Genomic DNA, 25,029 nt, shown 5'->3' on the forward strand with positions numbered 1-25,029 from the left:
AGATGAGATTTACTTCCAAAATATTCAATTCCCCACCGAAAACGGATGGGGATTTTTTTTTGGGAGTTAAAAAAATTCTAGGTTTCAAACCCAAAGACATAGAGATCTATAAAAAGGCTTTTCTGCATCGTTCCGTAAACAAAAGAGATGCCGAGGGTAACCCCATGAATTATGAACGACTTGAGTTTTTAGGGGATGCCATGTTAGGAACCATTATATCAAAACACCTTTACAATGAAGTCCCAGAAGGGGATGAGGGCTATCTTACCAAGATGCGTTCTAAGGTTGTAAGCAGAAAACACCTTAACCAATTGGGCAAAGATTTGGAACTTTTACACTTTGTGGAAAGTAGAATCCCGAAATCACATTTTGGAGAGAACATACACGGAAATGTATTCGAAGCCTTGGTTGGAGCAATCTATTTAGACAGAGGTTACACATATTGCGAGCGGTTCATCAATGAACGTGTTATACAGCCCTACGTTGATATTGAACAGTTGGAAGGCAGGGTTATCAGTTATAAAAGTTTGGTTATAGAATGGTGTCAAAAACAAAAAAAATCCTTCTATTATGATGTCTATGAAGACACGGGGAATGATGAATTAAAGCATTTTGCAGTTAAACTTACCATAGGAGAAAAGATTCTGGCAAAGGCTAGGGCGACCTCCAAAAAGAAAGCAGAAGAAAAGGCATCAAGGAGAGCATATTTTGCATTACAGAGCAGAATTGAAAATCAGTAACTTTAAATAAAGGTAAACTCTAACGTTTTCGTAGGGTTTTAGAAGTGCATTGTCCTATTTCAACTAGGCTGGCAAATGTATTAAGAGTATATTTACAGTTCGTGTTATGGCCATGTCAACGACGCATAAAATATCAGCAGACTTTTATGATGATAACTTTCAACTCATCGCCATACATAGTGGCTTGGAGGATTATGCCATGACCTATGCCATAAATTCCAACTGTCAACTGCATTTAAAAAGAATAGAAAATGATTTGAAGTTTGACAAAAACCTTTCATTTTCAGTGTTTGAGTGGGATGATGAGATGAATGATATGTGTTGGACACTAGTTTCCAATAAATGTGTAGTTGAAGAGGTTGTTCCATCAGATGGCCTTTTTGAAAGCAATACTTCCTTTAGAACAAACCATTTGATAAAAGAAAGAAAGGAAGTGGATTATTTTTTAAAAATTGATGCTGGAGACGAATTAAAACTTGAAGAACAAGTTAGATTCATTAACAAAATACCAAAAGTTGTAACGGCCTATCCGTTAGAAACACAGACCTTAAAATCGAAAAGAAACCTAATCTTTTAGCAATGCCAACTAGAAAGAAGACAAAAATTGTAGCGACCCTTGGTCCTGCCACGAGTAAGAAGGAAGTCCTTAAAAATATGATGGAAGCGGGAGTGGATGTTTTTAGGATAAATTTTTCGCATGCTTCCCATGATGATGTTGCGGAACGCATTCAGATGATACGGGATTTAAATCAGGAATTGGGAATTAATACTTCAATACTTGCAGACTTACAGGGCCCAAAACTTAGAGTAGGCGTTATGGGAGGAGAAGCTGTTGTTGCTCCTGGAGATGAAATTACATTTGCTACTGGTGAGCCTTTTGAAGGGACGGCAAAGAGAGTCTACATGAACTACCAGACGTTCCCTCAAGATGTAAAACCCGGCGAGCGAATTTTATTGGATGATGGAAAATTAATTTTTGAAGTTAAATCCACAAACGGAAAAGATGAGGTTCAAACAACCGTTATACAAGGGGGTCCATTAAAATCGAAAAAAGGGGTAAACCTGCCCAATACAGATATCTCATTGCCTGCTTTAACAGAAAAAGATATTAAAGATGCCATATTCGCCATTTCGCAAGAAGTGGATTGGATGGCACTTTCCTTTGTGCGCCATAGTCAAGACCTTATTGGTTTACAGGATTTAATCAACAAACACTCTGAGCATAAAATTCCGATCATTGCCAAAATAGAAAAACCAGAAGCGGTTGAGAACATAGATAAAATTGTTGCGTATTGTGATGGTTTAATGGTTGCCAGAGGTGATTTAGGAGTGGAAGTTCCGGCGCATGAAGTTCCGCTTATTCAGAAGAAATTGGTATTGCGGGCAAAGAAGGCCAGAATTCCTGTAATTATTGCCACGCAGATGATGGAGACCATGATTACAAGCCTTACGCCAACGCGTGCAGAGGTGAATGACGTTGCAAACTCTGTAATGGACGGGGCTGACGCAGTAATGCTTTCCGGTGAAACTTCTGTTGGGAATTACCCAGTTCAAGTGATCGAAAAAATGTCGAGCATTTTAAATAGCGTTGAAGGCTCTAGTTTAATCAATGTTCCACAAACGCCACCTCACATCCGAACCAAAAGATACATTACCAAATCGGTTTGTTATCACGCGGCCACAATGGCAAACGAAATACAGGCAAAGGCTATTTCAACACTTACCAATAGTGGATATACAGCTTTTCAAATATCGGCATGGAGACCAAGTGCCCATATCCTTGTTTTTACCTCTAATAAAAGAATTTTAACACAGCTTAACCTCCTATGGGGAGTAAAGGCGTTCTATTACGATAAATATGTTTCTACGGATGAAACGATAGAAGATGTGAACCAAATAGCCTGTAAAAAAGGATTTTTGGATGTAGGGGATATGCTTATAAGTTTGGCGGCAATGCCAATAAAAGAAAAAGGAATGGTGAATACTTTACGTATTACCGAAATAGAAACTTGTTCTTTTTAGAAGGACAGGCTAAGAGAGGATTTAGGCAACTTCTTTTTCAAAAGCGATAAAGTTTACCACTTTACCAGCTTTATCAAAAACAGGAGAACCCTGTATCCAACATTTGTAAGGAGAGCCATTTTTTCGATAGTTGAGCAAAACAACTTCAAAAGGCTTATTGTTTTTAATAGCATGTGAAACTTGTTTTGTGGTTTCCATGCAAGTTTCTCTACCCTGAAACATTTTTGGTTTTTTTCCGATAACCTCATCAGATTCATAACCGTTCATCTGATACATATTTTGAGATGCATAAACGATATTTAGATTTGGATCGGTTACAATCACCACATGTTCCTTTTCTATGATTTCATTGCGAAAAGACACGTCATTTTGCCATTTTGCTTTTTGAGCCAAATCGCTTAAGCTTTTGACATCTTGAAGGTTTTTGCACACTTTGCCAAAATGTTGCGCATAAATATCCAATGAGCTTATGGGATAACTGTTTATTTCTTTATTGCGATAAAAATTATTTACCGCTTCATCATAAAATTTTATCTTTTCCATGCCCCAATACTATAAAAAGTTTTAAAAGCAATAAAATCTAGCCAATATATTAACATTCTTGTTTAAGAAATCCTTTAAAACAGGTTTTAAAACAGGTGTAAGTATCAACAAGATAGCAGGACTAATCATTAAAAAAGTATAGTTTTATAATAATATCTAAGTAGGCAAAGTTTAATGAGACATGAATATAAAGACCCTAAATTGGGTGCTATTTTGGGGTTAACAGATGACATTAGAAGAGATAACGACCGTTTTTCTATAACTTCCAACACCATTAAGTTTTTATGGAACAAAAATGATAAACCTATAGAATTTGTTGTGGATGATATGGTTTTAAAGCTTATGCCCAACCAGATTGTAACGGTCACCTACTTACAAAACGTTTCCTTTTCTAAAACAGCCCTGCCTCTTTCCGCTATACTTTTCAATAGAGAGTTTTATTGTATTTCTGATCATGATAGTGAGGTTTCTTGTAATGGTATTCTCTTTTTTGGAACACAGGATTTACCTATAATTACTATTCCTGAAGACCAACTGCGAAAATTTAAAATATGGTTCGAGGTATTTTTGGAAGAGTTCTCCACACCAGATAATATTCAAGGTGACATGCTTCAAATGCTCTTGAAACGATTGATAATCATGAGTACCCGTTTGGCCAAAGCACAACATATAGTTAAAGCACTTAACAACGACCAAGTAGACACCATTAGAAAGTTCAATTATTTGGTGGACATTCATTACAAAACCAAGCGAAAGGTGAGTGATTATGCAGAAATGCTGTTTAAATCACCAAAAACCCTATCCAATCTTTTTTCAATCTATAATCAAAAGTCTCCACAACAAATTATTTTGGAACGTTTGACTTTGGAAGCAAAAAGGCTTATTCATTTTACAGATAAGCAAAACCAGGAAATTGCCTTTGATCTGGGGTTTAATGATCCGGCACACTTTAGCCGGTTTTTCAAGAAAATGACCCAAACAACACCTTCTGAATACCGAGAAAACTTGCCAATTTCTGCCTAAGGGAAACTTAGGCAAGCGGTCGGGAAATTACTACTAACACTTCCCTTCCTTTTCGCTACATCTTTGCATTGTAATTAAAAGTAAGTAGAGATGAACGTAGTAGAAAAATCAGTTTTTAATCTTATAGAAATATTCAGGACTTCTAAGAAAATAGAAGCGCAAGCCCTTGTGCCAGAAACACATTGTGAGCAAAAACATCACCATGATTTTTATTGTGATGCTGAAAAACCATTTGTAAAGAATTTTTAACCCATATAATAATTAAATAAAAGATAGAATTATGAGCACATTTAACGTACCTAAAAGAGAAGAAGTAAGCAGTAATAATCAGGCAATTTTTGACAATCTGGAAAAAGCAGTTGGCTTTGTTCCAAACCTTTTTGCCACCTATGCACACTCAGAAAATGCATTGGGAAATTATTTAAACCTTTCTAACGCTAAAACATCTTTAAAAGCGAAAGAAAAAGAGGCTGTAAACTTGGCGGTAAGTGAAGTGAACAACTGTATTTATTGTTTATCTGCACACACAGCAATAGGCAAAATGAACGGTTTCACGGATGACCAAATATTAGAACTGAGATCTGGTAGCGCTTCTTTTGATAACAGATTGGATGCATTGGCAAAATTGGCCAAGAACATCACAGAAAACAGAGGAGCTACAGATGCAACTGTTCTGAACAATTTCTTTGCTGCGGGATGGACCAAAGAAAACCTTATTGACACGATTGTATTGGTAGGGGACAAAACGATTTCAAATTATATAAATAATACAACAGAAGTACCTGTTGATTTTCCAGTGGCTCAGCCTTTGGAAACAATTGAAGCATAATTAATAAACCATAATAAATTAAATATCAAATAATGAAAAAAGTAATTGCAATTTTAGTATTCGCCGTTGGAACAGTATTTTCTGGAACCGCACAGGATAAAATGATGAAGGATGCACCAGTTAGAACGTTGTCTTTGGAGCAAACTTCTGGAGAGTTTACGCAAAAACAAATTACCGTTTCTGAAGGAACTTATGTTTTTGACATTACAAACAATGGAGTGGGACACGACGTAGGTTTTGTATTGGTGAAAAAAGGGAAAGATGTAAGCAAGCCTGAAAACCATATCCAGACGGCTTATGTTACCCAAGCAGTAAAAACAGGAGCTTCACAAACTTCAAAACCAACTAAATTGGAAAAAGGAGAATATGTGTATTTCTGTCCTTTGAACCCTACAGCAACGGATAATACCTTGATTGTAAAGTAATCGGCAGTGTTTTATAAGTAAAAAGAGCCCCTTCAATTTTGAAGGGGCTCTTTTTTTATACTACTTCAGAATTTGCAAAAAGTAGGGGAGCTATACTTCTAGCCGTATAAATGGGCCAATCATTTTTGAACAAATGGCTCTCCGTAATGGCACTATCATATAAAAGATAAATTCCGCCAGATATTTTTTCGGTCTCGGCCTTAGAGATATTGTTGATATTGTCACCAACAACCTCCCCTAAATACAATAACAATTCTTTTTTTTGCTTTTGTACTATGCCTAATATTTTTTTCTGCTTAGGCGAAAGTTCTCCTAAAATCTTAAGACCCCAGCAACCATGAAAATCTTCCTCTCTGTACATATCCCTTAAAAGGTCGAAAATGGCCAATAATTGATTCTTCCCTTTTTTCCTTTTGGAAACATAACTTTTCAGAGATTCCAAGAAACTGTCGTGGCGTTGTTTTAAATAAGCAATACAAATGTCTTCTTTAGATTTAAAATGGCTGTACAGCGTAGCTTTTGCAATACCAGATTTGGAAATAATCTCATTGATTCCTGTTGAGTTATATCCGTTGGTGTAGAAAAGATTACTTGCTGATGTGATTATGTTATTGTGTATCGTGCTTTTAACCATGGTATAAATATAAGAAAAGACAAGTCTGTCTACTTGTTTTTATACAAATTTAAAGCTCTACATTAGAGATTATTAAGATTCGTGCTATGTGAATTTTTCACTCTGTATATTAGGCTTGGAGTTTTAATTATAATTTAGCGTTTTATAGTATGGATTAAAGCATTTTCATGACTAGTTTAGCAATCTAAAAAATGCTGTGATATTAGACTTGTTAACTGCTATGCTTTGGAGTTTATCCCCCTTTGGCGAATCTAAATTGGGGATACCTTATGGGATTATGAAAGGCTTAAATAGTTATGCAGTTCTAATTGCCTGTTTTCTGGCCAATCTTTTGGTTTTTCCCATAATGATGTTCTTTCTTGAGAACGTTAACCGTTATTTGATAAAATGGCGTTTTTATAAAAAATCAGCAATTTATGTTGCCAAAAGGGCAAAAACAGGATCAGCAGGGAAAATTCAAAAGTTTGGTTTTTTTGGTCTAGTGCTATTCGTTATGATCCCCCTACCTGGAACGGGAATATATGCTGGCAGTATTGCATCGTATCTTCTTAAAATTGAAAAGAAGAAGGCATTTTTTGCCAATGCCATAGGAATCTTTTTCTCTTCCATTATAATTTGGGCATTGACCATTTTTTCTGTAGAAGCAGTATAGTTTTAGTTTTTGGATAAACGTAACCGGTTTGGATTGTAATCAAAAATCAAATTTGAGCTGCACCAAAACGGATTCATTTTTTTGCTCTTCCTTTTTTTTCTCGGTGTTAAGGTTTGCCAATGAAATTCCCAATAAACGAACAGAATTCTCGAGGGTTGACTGATATAACAATTCTTTGGCCGTCTCTAGAATCAATTCCTTTTTTGCAATATAATAGGGTAGGGTTTTGCTCCTGGTCTGGAGGGTAAAATCACTGTATTTAATTTTCAGGGTAATGGTCTTGCCCGCTATTTTAGATTTTTGAAGCCTTCTTTCCAATTCGTTGGCAATGTTCTCTAATTTTTCCAACATAAAAACCTCACTGCTAAGGTTCTCAAAAAAGGTGCGTTCCGCACCTACAGACTTTGGAATACGATGGGGCTTTACCTCACTATTATGAATTCCACGCACCACGTAATAGTAGTATTTTCCACTTTTCCCAAAAGTATTGTCCAAAAACTCCAATGATTTTTGTTTTAGATCATTTCCGGTAAAAATTCCCAGTTTGTACATTTTTTCAGCAGTCACTTTTCCTACTCCATAGAATTTTCGAATATCCAAGTCTTCCAAGAATTGGATAACTTCTTCAGGATTTACCGTTTTTTGTCCGTTCGGTTTATTGTAGTCACTGGCCACTTTAGCAATGAACTTATTTATGGAAATTCCGGCGGAAGCTGTCAACCCCGTTTTATCAAGAATTTTTTGTCGGATTTCTTTTGCGATAAGCGTTGCAGAGGGGTTGCCTTTTTTGTTTTCAGTTACATCCAGGTAGGCCTCATCTAAGGAGAGTGGCTCTACCATATCAGTATACTCGAAAAAAACACTACGTACTTGTTGCGAAATCTCTTTGTACCGCTCAAAGCGTGGTTTCACAAAAATTAGATCTGGACAGTTTTTTCTAGCAATATACCCGGCCATTGCACTACGGACCCCAAATTTTCGGGCCTCATAACTTGCCGCTGAGACCACTCCACGTTTAGAGCCCCCACCAACTGCCACGGGTTTCCCCTTAAGGTCGGGATTGTCATGTTGTTCCACAGACGCGTAAAAGGCATCCATATCCACATGAATGATTTTTCGTAAGGGAAAATCAAAGTCCATACTCAAATTTAGGGTATATTTAGTTTGATGGAGCACTTAGAAATAGAACGCAAGTTTTTAGTAAAATCGAACGCGTATAAAGAAGAAGCAAAATCCCAGACCAGAATTGTCCAAGGATTTTTGAATACCGACCCAGAACGGACTGTTCGTGTTAGAATAAAAGGAGATAAAGGTTTCTTGACGGTAAAAGGAATAAGTAATGATTCGGGCACTACCCGTTTTGAATGGGAAACTGAAATTAGTGTCGGTGAGGCAACCAATTTGATTGATTTATGTGAGCCTGTAATTTTAGAGAAAATTCGGTTTGAAGTTCCCACAGGAAACCATGTTTTTGAAGTAGATGAATTTTTTGGGGAAAATAAAGGATTGGTCGTTGCTGAGATTGAACTTGAGCATGAAGATGAGGTTTTTGTAAAACCAAACTGGCTCGGGCATGAAGTGACAGGAGAGGTTAAATATTATAACTCTCAGCTGAGCAAAAAGCCATATTCCAACTGGGGTGCTTAAAGAGCGCTCTTAAACTGCTCTAAAAAGCGAATGTCGTTTTCACTTAATAAACGAATATCAGAGATTTGATGAAGCAATAACGCAATACGATCAATGCCCATACCAAATGCAAAACCAGAGTAGACTTCCGGATCAATACCACAGTTCTGCAAAACATTAGGATCTACCATACCACAGCCCATAATTTCTAACCAGCCCGTGCCTTTTGTCATACGGTAGTCCGTTTCGGTCTCAAGACCCCAATACACATCAACTTCTGCGCTTGGCTCTGTAAATGGGAAGTATGAAGGACGCAAGCGAATCTTTGATTTACCAAACATTTCAGCTGTAAAATATTGCAATGTCTGCTTTAAATCAGCAAATGAAACATCCTTGTCCACATATAATCCTTCAACTTGGTGAAAGAAACAATGTGAACGTGCAGAAATAGCCTCGTTACGGTATACTCTTCCTGGGGATATAGTACGAATAGGAGGTTTGTTATTTTCCATATAACGAACCTGAACGGAGGAAGTATGTGTGCGCAACAGAACATCTGGATCGGTCTGTATAAAGAAAGTATCCTGCATGTCTCTAGCGGGATGATATTCTGGTAAGTTTAGTGCTGTAAAGTTGTGCCAATCATCTTCAATCTCCGGGCCTTCGGAAACATTAAAACCAATTCTTGAAAAAATATCAATGATTTGATTTTTTACAATGGAAATAGGATGCCTTGCCCCAATTTCAATTGGTTCTCCAGGTCTGGTTAAATCACCATATTTTCCTTTTGTTTCTGCTGTATTTTCTAAAGCCGTTTTTAAAGAATCAACTTTTTGAGTGGCAGTGTTTTTTAACTGATTAACAACCTGTCCAAATTCCTTCTTCTGTTCATTAGGCACATTTTTGAACTCGGCAAAGAACGTATTCAAAAGTCCTTTTTTTCCCAGATACTTAATCCGGAAAGTTTCTATTTCATCTTTTGAAGTTGAAGAGAACTGTTCTACTTCATTTAAATGTTCCTTAATGGTATCAATCATGGTCGTAAGCACTATTGGCCGACAAATTTAGCAAATTGTCTTTGAATATATAGGTAATAAGGAAATGAACAGCAACACCACCAAAAAAGTGCCATAACCAATGAGTACCCATAGGGAAAATAGTCTGGGTTAGGTCAATACTTCTAAAGTAGATCGCAATTGCAAAAACTAGAAAAGCAAAAACTACCCAACGCATGTTTGTAAACGTAGTTTTAGAGAGATACCAAACAAGGGGGACCATAATGGTAAGAGCAGTTATGATATACCCAATGGAAATACGTACAACCTCCTGCATTGGAAGTATTCGTAGCATATAAGAGGCTCCAAAGAGGATAGCTATGAACAAAACTCTTTGCCACCATTTAGCAACTATTTTAAAGATGAAATAAATGACCATTATCAAGCAAAGCAACATGATAGGAACCCAGTCCAACAATAGCCAAAACTCATGGCTTCTAGTAGCATGGTAAATAGTTCCGCCAACATAACTAATGGCAATGATTGGCAAAACCAATGCAAGAAATTGATGCTGTCTGGGGTTTTTGTAGACTCTTATGCCCCAATACCAGAGTACAATCAAGAAGATGAGGTTACTAAAAGTGTTGTACGGTTCTACAATTAATCTACCGGCAATTGTTTCTTTATATATCGGTCCAGAATCGTTTGGAAAATTTTGGAAGAACACCAGAAACAATAGATGCATTAATTAGTATGAATTTAAGCTATAAACTTGTCCTTTACATTTAACTCTACCCAATTCATACAACTTTTAAAATCTTCAAAAATATGTTCGGTTGGTATTAAATCGGGGATTATATCAATCCGCTCCATCATGTATCTAGGTTGATCCAGAATTTCTATTAGTAGTACATAAACATCCCTATTTTTAAGGTCTTGTAGTACGTCTTCCATGGCATAAAGACCGGTTTGATCCATGTATTGCATTCTTCCCATTCTTATAATTACTGTAGAAGCAGTATCTGGAATTTGATCGGCTAATTGTTGAAATTCACTTGTTGATCCAAAAAATAGAGGACCTTTTACGTGCTTAATAAAAACTTCTTCTGCTAAATTTTTTGGAAAGTCTTTTTCATCAGCCCACGCTTTTTCCTTGGACAATGGTTTTACATCTGATCGTTTTGCTGTTAGATCACCCATTTTTTTCATGAACATTAGGGAAGCAAATACAAGTCCTATTCCTACCGCGTAAACCAAATTCCAAATGGAAGAAAGGACCATTACCGCTAACATTATTATTACTTCTGAACTAAGTTTAAGAGGCCCGAGTTGAATATCTTTTGGGAGATATGGGATAGCTTTTAATCCTTTATAATCCATAACTCCAACACCTACAGTGACCAAGATGCCGGCCAAGACAGCAGCTGGAATTTGAGATGCAACAGGCCCTAAAGCTAAAAGTATAACAAGTAGAAGGATACCTGCTACCATTCCTGATAGCTTTGTTTTTCCTCCAGAATTGATGTTAACCACAGTTCTAATTGTAGCCCCAGCACCTGGAATACCACCAAAAAGCGCTGCAACACTATTTCCTATTCCCTGTCCAACCAATTCCTTATTTGGTTTGTGCTTTGTTTGGGTCATATTATCGGCCACTACAGAGGTCAAAAGAGAATCAATAGCACCTAATAGTGCTAAAGTCAATGCTGTAAAAACATATGGGGCAATAGAGTCAATCTTAAATTGTGTGAAAATTTCTAAGTTTGGAATGGGTAAACCACTTGGAATTTCTTCTATTGGACGATAGGGCAATCCAAACCCAAATGCTATTCCCGAAACTACAATTAATGCGACCAAGGTGCTCGGAACGGCTGTAGTAATGCGCTTAAAGCCATAAATAATAAAAATAGTCGCCAGGGCAAGTGCCAACTCAAGCCAATTGATATTCTTTAATGCCCGCGGCAATACTTTAAAAGTACCTATTACGCCAGAGGCATCTTTTGCTGCCAATGTTTTGGCTTCTTTTTGCATGTCTGCAGGAGTAATTTCTTCTGCTCTCTTGATGGTTTCTTCAAAATCTTCTAAAACCAAAATCCCTTCACCCGCTTCTTCCTTAAGAATGTTTTCTAGGATTTCTTCTTCAGCATCAGCCATAAAACGGCTTACATATTGCGTATCCTCTTTAGGGTAGTAACCAATGGCCGGAAGGATTTGGGTAACTAAAATTATAACTCCAATAGCAGTCATAAATCCGGAAACAACGGGGTACGGAATATATTTTATATATTTTCCCAGACCCATAAGTCCAAGACCAATTTGCATAATACCTGCCAAGAGGAATATGGTCAATATTGCGGGAAGCGCTTTTCCAATATCACCATCATTAATGGCAACAATGCCACCAATTACAACCATACTTACTGCTGTCATTGGTGCTGTAGGACCAGAAATTTGGGTATTTGTACCTCCAAAAAGAGCAGCAAAAAAACTAATGAAAATGGCACCATATAATCCGGCGCTTGGTCCAAGACCAGAACTTACACCAAATGCTAGAGCCAATGGTAAGGCCACAATCCCTGCTGTTATACCACCAAATAAATCTCCTTTAAAATGCTTGAACATGGTCGCTATTTTGGTTATAATAGTATTGCTGTCAAGATACTACTTTTGGCATAGTAAAAAAGGCCAATGAAATGTTAAACACTGACCTTTTTAGTATTAAATTTTAGGAGTAAGATCTATATGTAATGAACCTTTCCGTTGGAAATATCATACATGCCGCCAACAATAAGTATTTCTCCGTTATCTTCCATTTCTTTTAAGACCGGACTTTGTTTCCTTATGTTATCAATAGTCATTTTTACATTTTTTTCTGCTACTGAATTTACAAAATCAAGATTTTTGGAGGTTCTCTCATCTGCATCAGATGGCTCGGAAACAGCCTTAACTGCCGGCCTTATTTTGCTAAGGAGTTCTGTAAGGTTTCCCATTTTGGCATCATCGCATGCACCCTTTACAGCTCCGCAACTTGTATGACCTAAAACCACAATTATTTTTGTGCCCGCTAGCTTACAGGCAAACTCCATACTGCCCAAAATATCGGCGTTGACAATATTACCCGCAACTCTTGCACTAAAAATGTCTCCAACCCCTTGGTCAAAAATTAGTTCTGCTGAAACGCGAGAATCTATACAACTAAGAATAGTTGCAAAAGGATATTGACCTGTTGTGGTTTCTGCTACTTGAGCCAATAAATCTCTATCTGCCTGATTTTGTTCTACAAAACGTTTGTTGCCTTCCTTAAGAAGTTCCAACGCTGTGTTGGGATTTAATGCGGCCTGTGTTTCTTTAGTCTGTGTGATCATGTTGTAGATTTTTATGTCGATTAATGTCAAGTTGAAAAAACTGGATATAGCTTTCAGGATTTTCAACTTCTCCTCTTTCAGAAATTAGTTTTATTCCTATGTTCTTGTTTCTGGCCTTTTCTGAAAAATCTTCCAGAATTTCGATAATGTCATTGTCTAGATAGCGAGTCTTTCTCACATCCAATTCAAGATATGAATTTTCAGGAAGACTATCTAGTTCTTTAAGAATGGCTCCTTTATTAAAGAAAGTCACTTCTTCAGCAAGTGTCATTTTTATCTTATGGGCACCATTACTCTTGTCTTCAATGTGCAAGAAGTGAGAATTTTGGTAACTTTTAATCAAGATGACAATAATACCTACACCTAATCCAAGACCAATTCCTATCAATAAATCAGTAAATACAATACCTACTACGGTAACAACGAAGGGGACGAATTGTTTCCAACCTAAATCATACATTTTTTTGAACAATCCCGGTTTTGCCAATTTATATCCAACTATAAAGAGAATAGCGGCTAGTACGGATAAAGGAATCATATTTAGTAACTTTGGAATAAGCATTACCGAAATCAAAAGGAAGAAACCATGAATAATAGCTGATGCTTTGGTTCTACCGCCAGATTGTATGTTTGCCGAACTACGAACAATTACTTGAGTAATAGGCAAACCTCCTATCATACCAGAAATACTGTTTCCAATTCCTTGGGCCAATAATTCTTTGTTAGTTGGGGTAGTTCTTTTATAGGGATCTAGTTTGTCAGTTGCCTCAACACACAATAAAGTTTCCAAACTTGCCACTAAGGCAATTGTAAAAGCAGTAATCCATATTTCTGGGCTTCCAATAACAGCAAAGTTTGGAAACCTTAAAAGATTTCCAAAAGATTCAATGCTATCTGGAATAGGAACACTTACTAAATGATCACTTGAAATAGCCAGGGACTCATTGTCCTTTGTAAAAATAAAATATAGGATTCCGATAACAACAGCTACCAAAGGACCTTGTACCAATTGAAATACTTTTGATTTTTTACTTAGAACCTTATCCCACAAAATGAGAATAAGCAATGCAACAATGGCAACAATGGTTGCTCCGGGACTAATAAAATTAACGGCATTTATGATTTCGCTAAAGGTATTTTCTCCATCTACCTGAAAAAAAGAAAAATCCCCTTCTGGGTCTGCATCATAACCAAAAAAGTGTGGAATTTGTTTTAGAATAATAATAATTCCAATTCCTGTAAGCATACCTTTGATAACGGATGATGGGAAGTAATACGCGATTACCCCCGCCTTTAAAATACTAAAGATTATTTGGATAAGACCCCCAAGCACAACGGCTACAAGGAAATTTTCAAAACCACCTAGGGCAGTTATTGCAGTCAATACAATTGCTGCCAAACCAGCTGCGGGACCACTTACGCCAATTTGAGAACCACTAAGAGCTCCAACGATAATTCCACCGACGATACCAGCAATTAAGCCAGAAAATAAGGGGGCTCCACTGGCAAGGGCTATACCTAAGCAAAGTGGTAATGCAACAAAGAATACCACAGCACTTGCTGGCAAGTCATTTTTTAAATACTTGAACATGATAGTAAAATAGTTTAGTCTTCAAAATGTGAATTCTGTTGAAGACAGTTAGTAATTGATTAAAAAAATGGACGTATTAAACCAATTTTCTAGGAGGAGGAAGAAGTATTTCTGCTTTAAAATCTGAATTTGAAAAGAGATATCTGTTACTACTTTGAATAGGGTTCTGAAAAAACATGCTATCTGAAGAAGCAAAACTGTTTAGAAACAAATTTTTTTCATCAAACTTTTTTTCAGACTCTTTTTCTTTGTTTTTTTCCTCTTCATTAACATCTATAAGAACAGCAATGTCATAGTCGTCACCCAACAAAGGCGTAAGGGAGGGTGCCAATATTGAAAATATTAGCATAATAGCAATAAGAGGAAGGGCTATCGTTTTTAGCACAGTGCTGTTTTGAAACAAAAATAATAGTAAAGCTATTAGTTTTTGTTAAATATAATCTAAAAATCTTTTAACAATCTTAGATTTTCGTCAAGTAGCCATCCAGTTTGGCCATCTGCGAGTCTAATTTTTTTCCAATCATTAAGTTTTTCAAGGACATTGACCTTGGTTCCTTCATGGAGAGTAAAGACAGCTTCACTGTTGTTATTTGGTTCTGAAGTGATCTTGATTTCTTTGCTAAAGATAATCGCTGGATTGTCTGTTTTAAAGTCTTGGTATTGTAAATAGGCAATTAAAATACTGAGTACCCCAAGAATTATTGACAATACACTGGCAATAAAAGCAATTCGTTTTTGTGTTGCAAAACGTAAGAAGAAATAAGATAGGTAGGCCAAAACAAATAAAATAAATAGTGACACCGCCAAATAGGCCCATTGATCAAAAGATAAAATGTTTACAAAATCACTATATAACTGCGCAATTTCTGTCTTTGGCATTTTTTCGACAGCGTCTAACCTCATATTTTGGGCATACCCTAAATTATTTAGTGTTTCACTATCATTTGGTTTTAAAAGAAGTGCCTTCTCATAATAATAGATACTTGGACCAATTGCATTAAGTTTGTAATGGCAATTTCCTAAATTGAAGTAAAGCTCCGAAGAGTGTTCTCCATTTTTAAGAATCTGTTCATACTTATCAATGGCTTTTGTGTACTCCCCTTTATTATAGTTTTCAGTAGCAGCCGAAAAAAGGGAATCACTTTGGGATAACCCAAAATAGGACGAAAACAAACAGATTAAAAATGCTAGCTTTTTTATACTCATAATTGCTTATCCAATTTAGAGATTACTTCACTTGCTTTGTCATAGTCGTTTTGCATTTGTACATCTGAAAAAGGACTATAACGAGCCATTTCACAATTTTTGAGAAGTGCAATAAATCCATCAATATTCTCAGTGGTTACTTTCTTTTCAATAAGGATGGACGTGATTTTTTCTTTACTGAATTCTGAAGTCTCAATCTTCAATTTAGCTTTTAAATAATTATGCAGGCCTTTCTCCAGAGCTACATAAAATGCTTCTTTGTTTCCAAGTTCTTTTTTGGCAGTAGAAAGATATTTTTTTGCCAACCTATTAGCGCGCTTTATTTTATTTCCCGCCACATCACTAGCAATAGCCTCTCTTTTCTTAAAAGAAAATACGGCAATAGGGATTAACAATAATGGAGCAAAAAGCATGAGGTAAAAACTGTTTGAACCAAAGAAATAGTTTGTTCCTATTTTAGTCAAATTTGGACTCAATTTTATAAAATGAAATTGTTTTCCGGTGGCAACTACAAATTGTTTATTGGTAGATGAAGTAACACTGTTGTCCGAGGACGAACCTACGGGCCCTTCCATAACCTCAATATTTATTTCTTCTGAATTTAAAGTAACATACTTTGATGTTTTTGGATTGAAATAACTAAATGAAATACTGGGGATAGGGTACTTCCCCCTGAACGAAGGAACTATGGTATAGTTGTCAGCAACCTTACCCTCCATTCCGGAGCTATTTGTACGCACATTTTCATCAAACTCAGGCTCATAGACTTCCAGGGCACTGGGTAACTCTGGTTCAGGAAGCTGGAAAAGTTTCAAATTCCCTTTTCCAGATACCTCTACTTTTGCTTGAAGTGATTCGGAAGCATTCAATTGTTTTTTACTGGCTGTTACCGAAAATTTGAAATCACCAACCGCACCACCAAAATTTACTGGCTTCCCCGCTTCGGGCAAGGGTTTTACGTTTAAGGTGCGTCTACCAGCAGAAACTGTTTTACTGGTTTGGGTGTAAATACGTCCTCCAAAAAAATCTCTTCTATTTGTTGGAACATCTACAAAAATTTCAAGAGAAAGAGGTTCAATTTCCAAACTCCCAAATTTTTGAGGATATAATACCACTCTTTTTAAAATAACAAAACGATATGGCTTGCCCTGATAAGTCCCATTTTGTGCGGTATGTTTGGTTACAGGAATGTCTTGGCTCCAAAAATTGTTGTATTTGGGATTATCCAAAGGGCGATAATTTGTAACACTTATGGATGGACTTACATAGAGTTTGTACACTACTGTAACTGCCTCATTTAGATATGGGTTTCCTTTGGAAACTTCTGCAACCAAATGAAGACTCTCATCTGCGACATCGTCCACTGTTTTTTCGTCACTTGGCTTATCCACAGCGGCAGTCACCTCAACTGTTTTGGGTAAGGTCTTATAAGTTTCTCCGCTTATTTCTATTGTAGCCTGTTTTATGGTAAACCTACCCCTTGCCGTAGGAACCAAAATATAAGAATAGGATTTTGAAAAACTTCGCTTTCCATTGATCCATGAAGAACTAATGGATTGTGAGGGTCCCATAACTACTTTAAACCCTTCAAAAGGAGGTGGACTAAAGTTATCCCCATCCTTGTTCATGGTAAACTCCACCCTAAGACGTTCATTGATGCCCAACTTTTCTTTGCTGAGCTTTATCTCAAAAGAGACCTCATTCTCTTGGGCATAAGAGTAAGTACCCATCATTAGGGTTATGCTTAAAATAAATAAAATTTTGTAGCACAACTTGTACATTACCAATCCTTCTCGTTTTTAATTTTTTTGCCCTTAACCTTTTTGGCTTCCATTTTTTCTTGAACTTTCTTTTCTTCGTTTTGCATTGCCTCTAACAAATTTTGAATCTGCTGTTTAGAAAGTTGATTTGGTCTTGGTTGCTGTTTTTGTTCTTCGGGCTGATCCCCTTCATTAGGCTTTTTTTCCTGTTCTTTCTTTTTATCTCCGTCCCCTTCTTTGTTCTCTTCGGGCTTGTCTTCTCCATTATCACCCTCATCGCCTTTATCCTTGTTTTCATCTTCATTCTGCTCTCCTTCATTATCTTTTTTGTTATCTCCTTCGTCGTTCTGGTCCTTATTCTTATCCTTTTCGTCCTCTTGGTCTTGCTTATCCTTGTTATCGTCGTTTTGGTCGTTTTTCTGTTCGTCCTGTTGCTTTTTTAGCATTTCTTTAGCCAATGCCAAATTGTAACGGGTCTCTTCGTCCGAAGGATTATTTCTTAATGCTTCTTTATAGGCCTCAACCGCTTTTTGGTATTCTTTATTTTTCATGAAAACATTGCCCATGTTATGAAAAGACTTGTGTTTATCTGGCTTTTCAGAAGCGGTTTCACCGGCTTGTTTAAATCGACCAAAAGCTTCTCCGTAGCTTTCCCTATTATAATAAGCCGTGCCAAGATTAAATGGGGCCACGGCGTTTTCACCACTTTTGGAAATAGCTCTTCTATAATCAGATTCCGCTGTGGTAAAATCGTTTTCGGTTAATTGTTTATTTGCCTCCCACGTAAGGTTCGTAGATGTTTTAAGAGCCTTTTCGGCCTCTTTTGCCACTTCCGTTTCATCCTGCGCTTGTGTGGTGAATCCAACAAAAAGTAGCAGGGCAAACATCAACCCTATCTTATGCATTTTCATGTTCATTAAAAAGATTAAGTTTTTTCAACCATTTTGTTTTTCTGTCCAGAAGGAAGATATCCAAAAATAAAAATAAAAACCCCAAGCCCAAGAACCATTGAAACTGGTCTTTGTACTCAGCAAATTGCTTGGCTTCAAATTCTTTCTTATCCATCTGGTTCAATTGTTCCTTAATATATTCAACGGCATTTTCTGTATTAGATCCATCAATATACTCCCCATTGCCTTCACTTGCTATTTCTGACAGGACAGATTCATTTAGTTTAGTGATTACCACTTCACCTTTGTTGTCTTTTTTTAAGCTTTCAACGACACCGTTCCTTTTAATTGGAATTGGTGAACCTTTTGGTTTTCCAACACCAATGGTAAAAATGCGAATACCATTGTTTGAAGCGTTTTCAACGGCATCAATTGTGGTTCGTTCAGAATGATCTTCTCCATCCGAAACAATGAAAAGTACTCTATTGGTCTGCTCGGTATCATCATAATAGGTACTAGCCAAATCTATGGCGGCGTTGATAGCAGTTCCTTGGGATGAAAGCATATTGGTATTCATACTTTGCAAGAACATTTTGGCCGCACCGTAATCTGTGGTAATAGGTAATTGAGGGTAGGCCTGCCCGGCATAGGCAATAATACCAATCCGGTCACTGGCCAGTTGATTTATTATTTCCGAAATCAACCTTTTTGACTTCTCCAAGCGGTTTGGCGCAATATCTTCGGCCAACATACTTTTGGAAACATCCAAGGCAAAAACAATGTCCACGCCTTCACGCTGGACCGTTTCAAGTTTGGTCCCAATCTTAGGGTTGACAAGTCCAATTATTAGGAAAGTCAATCCCAATAAAAGAAGTATCAGTTTTAAGGCAGATTTGAAGCTGGATCTATTTGGGGCTAACCTTCTCAATAATTTATAATCTGCAAAATGACGCTGGGTTCTTTTTTTCCAAACCTGAAGAAAGAAAAATGCCAAAACCATTACCGGGATAATGGCAAGCAGATAGAAATACATTTTTTCGTCAAGTTGAATCATTCTTCCTTTTTAAATAAAACTTTTAAAAATGGAGTTGCGAAGTCCCCACTCCAACAACAGCAAAGCCCCTGCCAAAAATATCAATGGCCTAAACTTTTCTTCATATTTATAGTACTTAAACTCTTCAATTTCAGTTTTTTCCAGTTTATTGATTTCGTCATAGATTTCCTCCAACTTTTCATTATCGGTAGCCCTGAAATACTTTCCACCCGTGGCCTTGGCAATTTCTTGTAGTAACTTTTCATCGATTTCTACTTGACGCATTCCAAACCTGAAAGTACCATCTCGGTTATAGGCAACCGGTGACAGTGCATTGCCATTGGTTCCCAAACCTATTGTGTATGTTTTTATACCAAATTCCACGGCTAAATCGGCAGCAGTATTAGGTTCAATAAAACCTGAGTTGTTTACACCATCGGTCAACAGAATAATGACCTTGCTGATAGCTTTGCTTTCTTTTAATCTATTTACAGATGTTGCTAACCCCATACCAATTGCTGTACCATCTTCAAGCTCGCCATAGGTAATCTCTTTAAGGGCTCTCAAGACAATAGACTTGTCACTCGTTATTGGGGTTTTGGTATAACTTTCTCCAGCATAACCTACTAGTCCGATACGATCGTTAGGTCGCTGTTGAATAAAATCTCCAGCAACTTCTTTAAGTGCAGAAAGCCTATCTGGTTTTAGGTCACGGGCCAACATACTTGAAGATACATCTATTGCCATAACAATATCTATACCCTTTGTGGTTTTGGTTCTGGTGGAAATGTCTTCCGTTTGAGGTCTTGCCAAAGCGGTAATAATAGCGGCAAGAGCCAATAGTCTTATGATAAAAAGAACAGGTTTTAATTTGGAAGCCAAACTGCTAACCGAAAATCCTTTTATACTAGAAATCTTAAGAGATGCAAGCTCATCTTTTCGTTTGAAAAAATACCATAGCAAAGCCAGAGGAAGCAGAAGGAGCAACCAAAAAAACTGAGGATTTGCAAATTCTATATTTTCAAACATTTAGGTCTGTGTTTTTACGTCTAGGTTGCTCAATATTCTACTCACTATCTGTTCTGCGTAATCATCGCCATTTTCCCAGGTAATAATCACTTGTTGCATGAACCCTTTTCCTCCAAAGGAAAGAATGGTATACTTTGCTTTTTTTGATTTATTGTTGAGAGGGTTTTCAAAATTTCCAGTACCAAATGTCTTTAGGCCTTGTACACCAGATTTTGTGGTAAACTCTTCCTGTTTGGTAATAATATTTTTTACGCCCAAAGTTTCAAATGTGCCTAAAGTGGACCCTATTGCTGCCTCAAAGTCAGGTTCTGTTTGTTCCTTATAGGTAACGGAACTGGTTGCTACAGAGAAGATTCCCACATAGCTTCCATAAGCGAAAGTTTGTAATTCTTGAATCAACTCCTGAGCTTCTGGAGGCAATTCTACCTCTTGTCTAATGAGCACATCAGGTGTTTCAATTTCAATAGGAGGATACCCATAAGAACTTGACACCCATTCGCCCTCTAATAATTCTTTTGTTGGATAACCAAAAACAGTGTCCTTGACTTCCTTGAAGCCATAGTAAGCAATGGAAAACGCACTTCCCAACAATAGGACTCCTGCAAAAATAGCTGCTGCCCAATAGATTTTCTTACGCTGTTTTTTCTTGGCCAGCTCTTCTAGATATTCCTCGGTTTGACGTAATTCTTCTTCAGTGGGCTCTGGCAAGGCATCATGGGTCTTGACCACTATTTGCTCTACCAATTTTCTGTCTCGTTCCGCTATCGAGGTGGAAGGTTTAGATTTGGCAAATTTTACTAAATCCGCAGTTTGCAATATATTCTGAAACTGAGTTAAGGTTTCGTCTTCCAATTTTAACTCTCCAGCGTCTTTAAGCATTTCAAGCTTGGCAATTAATTGACCTGTTGTGCTTTCCAAAGCAGAAACGTTAACGTCTTCTTCCAAATATGAGCGTACGATGTCCGTTAACTCAGAATAGTATTTTTTGTATTCATCTTGAATTAGATATTTGGAGTTTTCTAATTTCTTAAGTTCCAATAGTGCTCGGTCATATGGAGGAAGCAATGCCACCTTTTCTTCTTCCGTGAGCGGTTTTTTTCTAAGAAAGAACCAATAGACCAAACCTCCTGCCACCAATAATCCTAGAACAATCCAAAGCAACATTCTCCAAATTTTGGCATTGCTTTTTTCCACCTCTATTAAAGGCTTTATATCAAACATTTTTTGTTTGGTGGTGTCTACGACAACATCAGCTACTTTTATTTGAAAAGAATCGGTGAAAAAAGGTTGTTCATTTATTGCCACTCTTTGCGGCGGAATAGTGTATGCGCCACTATCAAATTGGGTGAGTGCATAGATGCGTTGAAGGGTAACTTTATTCTTATTTTTAACCGTGTCCATCATTATTGCTTCAACACTTTCCAAAGGAGAAAATGTCTGTCCCTCAGGAAAATGAACAATATCTGTAGAATCGGTTTCAACAGTAATTTTGTATTTAATCTGTTCTCCTATTTTGATGGAGGTAGTATCTATTTCAGAGGATACTCTTGATTGGGCAAACGAGAGTTGCGAACATATTAAGACTATTAGAAAGAAAAGATTTCTAATTCCCAAATGGCCCCAAACCTGTATGTTTAACCTGCTATTTTCTCGTTTCATTATCCTCTACGTTTAAAATAGCCCAACAACTTTTTTACGTAGCTCTGATCTACTCGGCAATGTATTACACCACAACCAGATTTGGTAAAAGAATCAGAAAAGTAATTCACCTTGTCTTTATGGAATTGACCATATGCTGCACGCACTTTTTTAGATCTTGTGTTTACCAATTGCAGTGTTCCTGTTTCCGCATCTTGCATTTGTACCATTCCTAAATTTGGAATGGATTCTTCACGCTCATCAAAAATCCTAATACCTGTTACATCATGCTTATTGCCAACAATACGCAAGGTATTATCATATTCGTCGGAGATAAAATCTGACAATACAAAAACAATTGCTTTTTTCTTCATCACATTGGTGAGAAACTTTAGCGCTTCCGCAATATTGGTCTGACTGCTTTTAGGCTTAAATTCCAACAACTCTCGTATAATGCGCAAAACATGACCTTTTCCCTTTTTTGGAGGGATGTATAATTCCACTTCGTCAGAAAATAAAATCAACCCTACTTTATCATTGTTCTGTAGGGCAGAAAAAGCTAGGGTGGCGGAGATTTCCGTAATCACCTCTTTTTTAAATTGATTGGTAGTTCCAAAAAGCTCGGAACCACTAACATCAACCATCAACATCATGGTCAACTCTCTCTCTTCCTCAAAAACTTTTACGTAAGGCTCATTGTAGCGTGCGGTAACATTCCAGTCAATACTTCTAACATCATCCCCAAATTGATATTGACGAACTTCGCTAAAAGTCATACCTCTTCCTTTAAAGGTGGAATGGTATTCCCCACCAAAAATATGGTCGGAAAGACGTCTTGTCTTTATCTCAATTTTACGTACTTTCTTAAGTAATTCTTTTGTATCCATCTGTAAGCAAACAGTGTTTAGCTGTCAGTATTTAGTGATGGTAGGTTATTTTTGAGGATACCACCGATCGCAACTGCCAACTGCTGACTTTTCTAGGGTACTTCTACCTCGTTGACAATCTTGTTTATGATTTCCTCGGAAGTAATATTCTCAGCTTCAGCTTCATAGGTTATTCCAATACGATGCCTAAGCACATCATGAACGACGGCTCTTACATCTTCTGGAACAACGTATCCTCTTCTTTTAATAAATGCATAGCACTTGGAAGCGTTCGCCAAATTGATACTTCCCCTTGGGGAGGCACCAAAACTGATTAGGGGTTTTAGATTTTCAAGGTTGTACTTTTCGGGATATCTGGTAGCGAATACCAAATCCAATATATATTTTTCTATTTTTTCATCCATATAAACCTCACGAACAGCTTTTTGGGCACTTAAAATCTGCTTTAAGGTGACAACTGGTTTTATAGGCTCATTGGCGTCACTTAGATTTTGACGCATGATGAGTTGTTCTTCATTAAGTTTTGGATAGTCTATAACTGTTTTCAACATAAAACGATCCACCTGTGCTTCCGGCAAAGGATAGGTTCCTTCTTGTTCAACAGGGTTTTGGGTAGCCATTACCAAAAACGGAGCCTCCAATTTAAAAGTCTCATCTCCTATGGTTACTTGTCTCTCCTGCATGGCCTCAAGCAATGCAGATTGTACTTTTGCTGGAGCTCTGTTAATCTCATCTGCCAAAACAAAATTTGCAAAAATAGGTCCCTTTTTAATTGAAAAATCATTTTCCTTCATATTGTAGATTAAGGTTCCTACAACATCTGCGGGCAAAAGATCTGGTGTAAACTGGATTCTGCTAAAATCCCCTTTTACGGCTTTTGCCAAAGTATTAATAGCTAATGTTTTTGCTAGTCCCGGAACACCTTCCAAAAGAATATGGCCTTGACCCAAAAGACCGATTAACAGTCTTTCCACCATATGCCTTTGACCAACAATCGCTTTGTTCATCTCAAGCGTAAGCAAGTCAATAAAAGCACTTTCCTTGGCAATTTTTTCATTCACAGCACTAATATCAATAGTAGTGTTTTCTTCCATATAAACTTTTATCGTAATGTGTTAATGTTAGTGTTTTTTCTACGAAGTGCAAAATGAAAATTAATTTAAAATCCGTCTGTTAATTAATGGTTAAAAAAAACGCGGAACCCCCAGTTTTGTGAAGTATTTAAGGGTTTAATTTTATACTTTCACTCTATATGCAATATACAGATTATTATTCCAGAATTATAGCAGGGGCTATGACCTGGGGAAGTTGGGGTAAAAAACTCCCCAAAAACGAGATGATTGATTTAATGCTCCATTGCATAGAAAATGGTCTTACAACTTTTGATCATGCTGATATTTATGGAGATTATGGCACTGAATCTGATTTTGGCAAAGCGTATGCTGAAAGCGGAATAGAGAGATCAAGCATTCAATTGATTTCCAAATGTGGAATTCAAATGACTTCCGGGAGAGACAATCGGTTGGGCCATTATGAATACAACAAAGAATATATTATTTGGTCTGCAGAAGAATCCCTTAAAAAGTTGAATACTGAGTATTTGGATTTGTTATTGTTGCACAGACCGAGTCCTCTAATGGAACCTTTTGAAATTGCGGAAGCGATTAATCACCTGTTGGAAAGCGGTAAAATAAAACAGTTTGGGGTATCTAATTTTACACCATCACAAATATCCATGCTTGAAAAGGCAATCCCTGTTTTGGGCAACCAAGTTGAATTTTCCTTGTCGCATGATGCCCCAATATATGATGGCACATTTGATGATTGCATAGCAAACAGAAGAATGGCTATGGCTTGGAGTCCGTTGGGAAGTGTTTATAGAGAGGACAATGAGCAAACAAAAAGAATAAAGAAAACAATTGCGATTCTTGCAGAGAAATATAAGGTAGAGGAGAGTCAGTTACTTTTGGCTTGGATTTTAAAACATCCGGCAAAGGTTCATCCTGTTATAGGAACAAGTAATAAAGATAGGATTATCTTATCGGCAAAAGCAATGGAAATAAATTTGGAGTTACAAGATTGGTTCACGCTTTTGGCTTCAAGTCAGGGGCATCCCGTACCTTAAAAAAGGAATAGTAAGA

27 protein-coding genes are annotated in these 25,029 nt (G+C 37.0%); 10 read left to right on the top strand and 17 right to left on the bottom strand.

The features are described 5' to 3' along the window. Positions 1 to 2 precede the first annotated feature (2 nt). The 3 genes from rnc (at position 3) to pyk (ending at position 2,762) form a co-directional block, all read left to right on the top strand. Complete coding sequence (rnc, locus tag LV704_RS09615) at positions 3 to 740, top strand: ribonuclease III (RefSeq protein WP_163420590.1); 738 nt, start codon at positions 3 to 5, stop codon at positions 738 to 740. A 106-nt stretch (positions 741 to 846) separates the two neighbouring features. Further along, the gene (locus tag LV704_RS09620; protein ID WP_163420589.1) at positions 847 to 1,317 is read left to right on the top strand and encodes an IPExxxVDY family protein; all 471 of its coding nucleotides are present in this window, start codon (positions 847 to 849) and stop codon (positions 1,315 to 1,317) included. Positions 1,318 to 1,319: 2 nt separating this feature from the next. Beyond that, positions 1,320 to 2,762: a pyruvate kinase gene (gene pyk, locus LV704_RS09625; protein WP_163420588.1), complete on the top strand. Its 1,443-nt coding sequence runs from the start codon at positions 1,320 to 1,322 to the stop codon at positions 2,760 to 2,762. Positions 2,763 to 2,783: 21 nt separating this feature from the next. Here the strand turns inward: pyk and LV704_RS09630 are convergent, their stop codons facing one another. After that, positions 2,784 to 3,305: a PAS domain-containing protein gene (locus tag LV704_RS09630; RefSeq protein ID WP_163420587.1), complete on the bottom strand. Its 522-nt coding sequence runs from the start codon at positions 3,303 to 3,305 to the stop codon at positions 2,784 to 2,786. Positions 3,306 to 3,479: 174 nt separating this feature from the next. On the opposite strand from LV704_RS09630, the gene LV704_RS09635 reads away from it, so the two are divergent. From LV704_RS09635 to LV704_RS09650, 4 genes are all read left to right on the top strand, one after another. Further along, on the top strand, positions 3,480 to 4,328 hold the full coding sequence (locus tag LV704_RS09635; RefSeq protein WP_163420586.1) for a helix-turn-helix domain-containing protein: 849 nt from the start codon (positions 3,480 to 3,482) through the stop codon (positions 4,326 to 4,328). Between the two features lie 90 nt (positions 4,329 to 4,418). Beyond that, entirely contained in the window at positions 4,419 to 4,577 is a 159-nt protein-coding gene (locus LV704_RS09640; RefSeq protein WP_163420585.1) for a hypothetical protein, read from the top strand. 31 nt (positions 4,578 to 4,608) lie between these two features. Continuing rightward, on the top strand, positions 4,609 to 5,157 hold the full coding sequence (locus LV704_RS09645; protein WP_163420584.1) for a carboxymuconolactone decarboxylase family protein: 549 nt from the start codon (positions 4,609 to 4,611) through the stop codon (positions 5,155 to 5,157). Between the two features lie 32 nt (positions 5,158 to 5,189). Continuing rightward, positions 5,190 to 5,582, top strand: coding sequence for a plastocyanin/azurin family copper-binding protein (locus LV704_RS09650; RefSeq protein WP_163420583.1), 393 nt, complete (start codon positions 5,190 to 5,192; stop codon positions 5,580 to 5,582). A gap of 55 nt (positions 5,583 to 5,637) precedes the next feature. Here the strand turns inward: LV704_RS09650 and LV704_RS09655 are convergent, their stop codons facing one another. Next, the gene (locus LV704_RS09655; protein WP_163420582.1) at positions 5,638 to 6,216 is read right to left on the bottom strand and encodes a TetR/AcrR family transcriptional regulator; all 579 of its coding nucleotides are present in this window, start codon (positions 6,214 to 6,216) and stop codon (positions 5,638 to 5,640) included. Between the two features lie 196 nt (positions 6,217 to 6,412). Here LV704_RS09655 and LV704_RS09660 point away from each other — a divergent pair, with 196 nt between their 5' ends. Further along, complete coding sequence (locus LV704_RS09660) at positions 6,413 to 6,868, top strand: small multi-drug export protein (RefSeq protein WP_163420581.1); 456 nt, start codon at positions 6,413 to 6,415, stop codon at positions 6,866 to 6,868. A gap of 39 nt (positions 6,869 to 6,907) precedes the next feature. On the opposite strand, the gene dinB is transcribed toward LV704_RS09660, so the two are convergent. Then, positions 6,908 to 8,008: a DNA polymerase IV gene (gene dinB / locus LV704_RS09665; protein WP_163420580.1), complete on the bottom strand. Its 1,101-nt coding sequence runs from the start codon at positions 8,006 to 8,008 to the stop codon at positions 6,908 to 6,910. A 27-nt stretch (positions 8,009 to 8,035) separates the two neighbouring features. On the opposite strand from dinB, the gene LV704_RS09670 reads away from it, so the two are divergent. Then, positions 8,036 to 8,515 (top strand): CYTH domain-containing protein, encoded by a 480-nt coding sequence (locus tag LV704_RS09670; protein WP_163420579.1) that lies wholly within the window; start codon positions 8,036 to 8,038, stop codon positions 8,513 to 8,515. On the opposite strand, the gene pheS is transcribed toward LV704_RS09670, so the two are convergent. The 14 genes from pheS to LV704_RS09740 form a co-directional block, all read right to left on the bottom strand. Next, a complete protein-coding gene (pheS, locus tag LV704_RS09675) occupies positions 8,512 to 9,531 on the bottom strand; it encodes a phenylalanine--tRNA ligase subunit alpha (RefSeq protein ID WP_163420578.1) in 1,020 nt (339 codons plus the stop codon). The genes LV704_RS09670 and pheS overlap by 4 nt on opposite strands. Beyond that, positions 9,524 to 10,234: a ceramidase gene (locus LV704_RS09680; RefSeq protein ID WP_233782187.1), complete on the bottom strand. Its 711-nt coding sequence runs from the start codon at positions 10,232 to 10,234 to the stop codon at positions 9,524 to 9,526. The genes pheS and LV704_RS09680 overlap by 8 nt, the downstream gene beginning before the upstream one ends. A 14-nt stretch (positions 10,235 to 10,248) precedes the next feature. Next, positions 10,249 to 12,111: a SulP family inorganic anion transporter gene (locus tag LV704_RS09685; protein WP_370636063.1), complete on the bottom strand. Its 1,863-nt coding sequence runs from the start codon at positions 12,109 to 12,111 to the stop codon at positions 10,249 to 10,251. Between the two features lie 116 nt (positions 12,112 to 12,227). Then, positions 12,228 to 12,854 (bottom strand): carbonic anhydrase family protein, encoded by a 627-nt coding sequence (locus LV704_RS09690; protein WP_163420577.1) that lies wholly within the window; start codon positions 12,852 to 12,854, stop codon positions 12,228 to 12,230. Further along, complete coding sequence (locus LV704_RS09695; protein WP_163420576.1) at positions 12,838 to 14,445, bottom strand: SulP family inorganic anion transporter; 1,608 nt, start codon at positions 14,443 to 14,445, stop codon at positions 12,838 to 12,840. The genes LV704_RS09690 and LV704_RS09695 overlap by 17 nt, the downstream gene beginning before the upstream one ends. 76 nt (positions 14,446 to 14,521) lie before the next feature. Next, positions 14,522 to 14,830 (bottom strand): hypothetical protein, encoded by a 309-nt coding sequence (locus LV704_RS09700; RefSeq protein WP_163420575.1) that lies wholly within the window; start codon positions 14,828 to 14,830, stop codon positions 14,522 to 14,524. A 56-nt stretch (positions 14,831 to 14,886) separates the two neighbouring features. Further along, on the bottom strand, positions 14,887 to 15,651 hold the full coding sequence (locus LV704_RS09705; protein WP_163420574.1) for an SH3 domain-containing protein: 765 nt from the start codon (positions 15,649 to 15,651) through the stop codon (positions 14,887 to 14,889). Then, the gene (locus LV704_RS09710; RefSeq protein ID WP_233782188.1) at positions 15,648 to 17,384 is read right to left on the bottom strand and encodes a BatD family protein; all 1,737 of its coding nucleotides are present in this window, start codon (positions 17,382 to 17,384) and stop codon (positions 15,648 to 15,650) included. Before LV704_RS09710 ends, LV704_RS09705 begins: the two co-directional genes overlap by 4 nt. A gap of 47 nt (positions 17,385 to 17,431) precedes the next feature. Further along, positions 17,432 to 18,316, bottom strand: a complete 885-nt coding sequence (locus LV704_RS09715) for a tetratricopeptide repeat protein (protein WP_163420572.1) — start codon at positions 18,314 to 18,316, stop codon at positions 17,432 to 17,434. After that, positions 18,309 to 19,355 carry a VWA domain-containing protein gene (locus LV704_RS09720; protein ID WP_163420571.1) on the bottom strand — a complete coding sequence of 349 codons (1,047 nt, stop codon included), beginning with the start codon at positions 19,353 to 19,355 and terminating at the stop codon, positions 18,309 to 18,311. Before LV704_RS09720 ends, LV704_RS09715 begins: the two co-directional genes overlap by 8 nt. 9 nt (positions 19,356 to 19,364) lie before the next feature. Continuing rightward, positions 19,365 to 20,363: a VWA domain-containing protein gene (locus tag LV704_RS09725; RefSeq protein WP_163420570.1), complete on the bottom strand. Its 999-nt coding sequence runs from the start codon at positions 20,361 to 20,363 to the stop codon at positions 19,365 to 19,367. Further along, positions 20,364 to 22,022 (bottom strand): BatD family protein, encoded by a 1,659-nt coding sequence (locus tag LV704_RS09730; protein WP_233782189.1) that lies wholly within the window; start codon positions 22,020 to 22,022, stop codon positions 20,364 to 20,366. It abuts the gene before it with no gap. Then, a complete protein-coding gene (locus LV704_RS09735; protein WP_163420569.1) occupies positions 22,022 to 22,888 on the bottom strand; it encodes a DUF58 domain-containing protein in 867 nt (288 codons plus the stop codon). The genes LV704_RS09730 and LV704_RS09735 overlap by 1 nt, the downstream gene beginning before the upstream one ends. A gap of 92 nt (positions 22,889 to 22,980) precedes the next feature. After that, positions 22,981 to 23,982 (bottom strand): MoxR family ATPase, encoded by a 1,002-nt coding sequence (locus LV704_RS09740; protein WP_163420568.1) that lies wholly within the window; start codon positions 23,980 to 23,982, stop codon positions 22,981 to 22,983. A 158-nt stretch (positions 23,983 to 24,140) separates the two neighbouring features. Between LV704_RS09740 and LV704_RS09745 the strand changes: the two genes are divergently transcribed. Next, a complete protein-coding gene (locus tag LV704_RS09745; protein WP_163420567.1) occupies positions 24,141 to 25,013 on the top strand; it encodes an aldo/keto reductase family oxidoreductase in 873 nt (290 codons plus the stop codon). Positions 25,014 to 25,029: the final 16 nt, after the last annotated feature.

This window comes from Flagellimonas sp. CMM7 (assembly GCF_021390195.1).
GTDB lineage: Bacteria > Bacteroidota > Bacteroidia > Flavobacteriales > Flavobacteriaceae > Flagellimonas.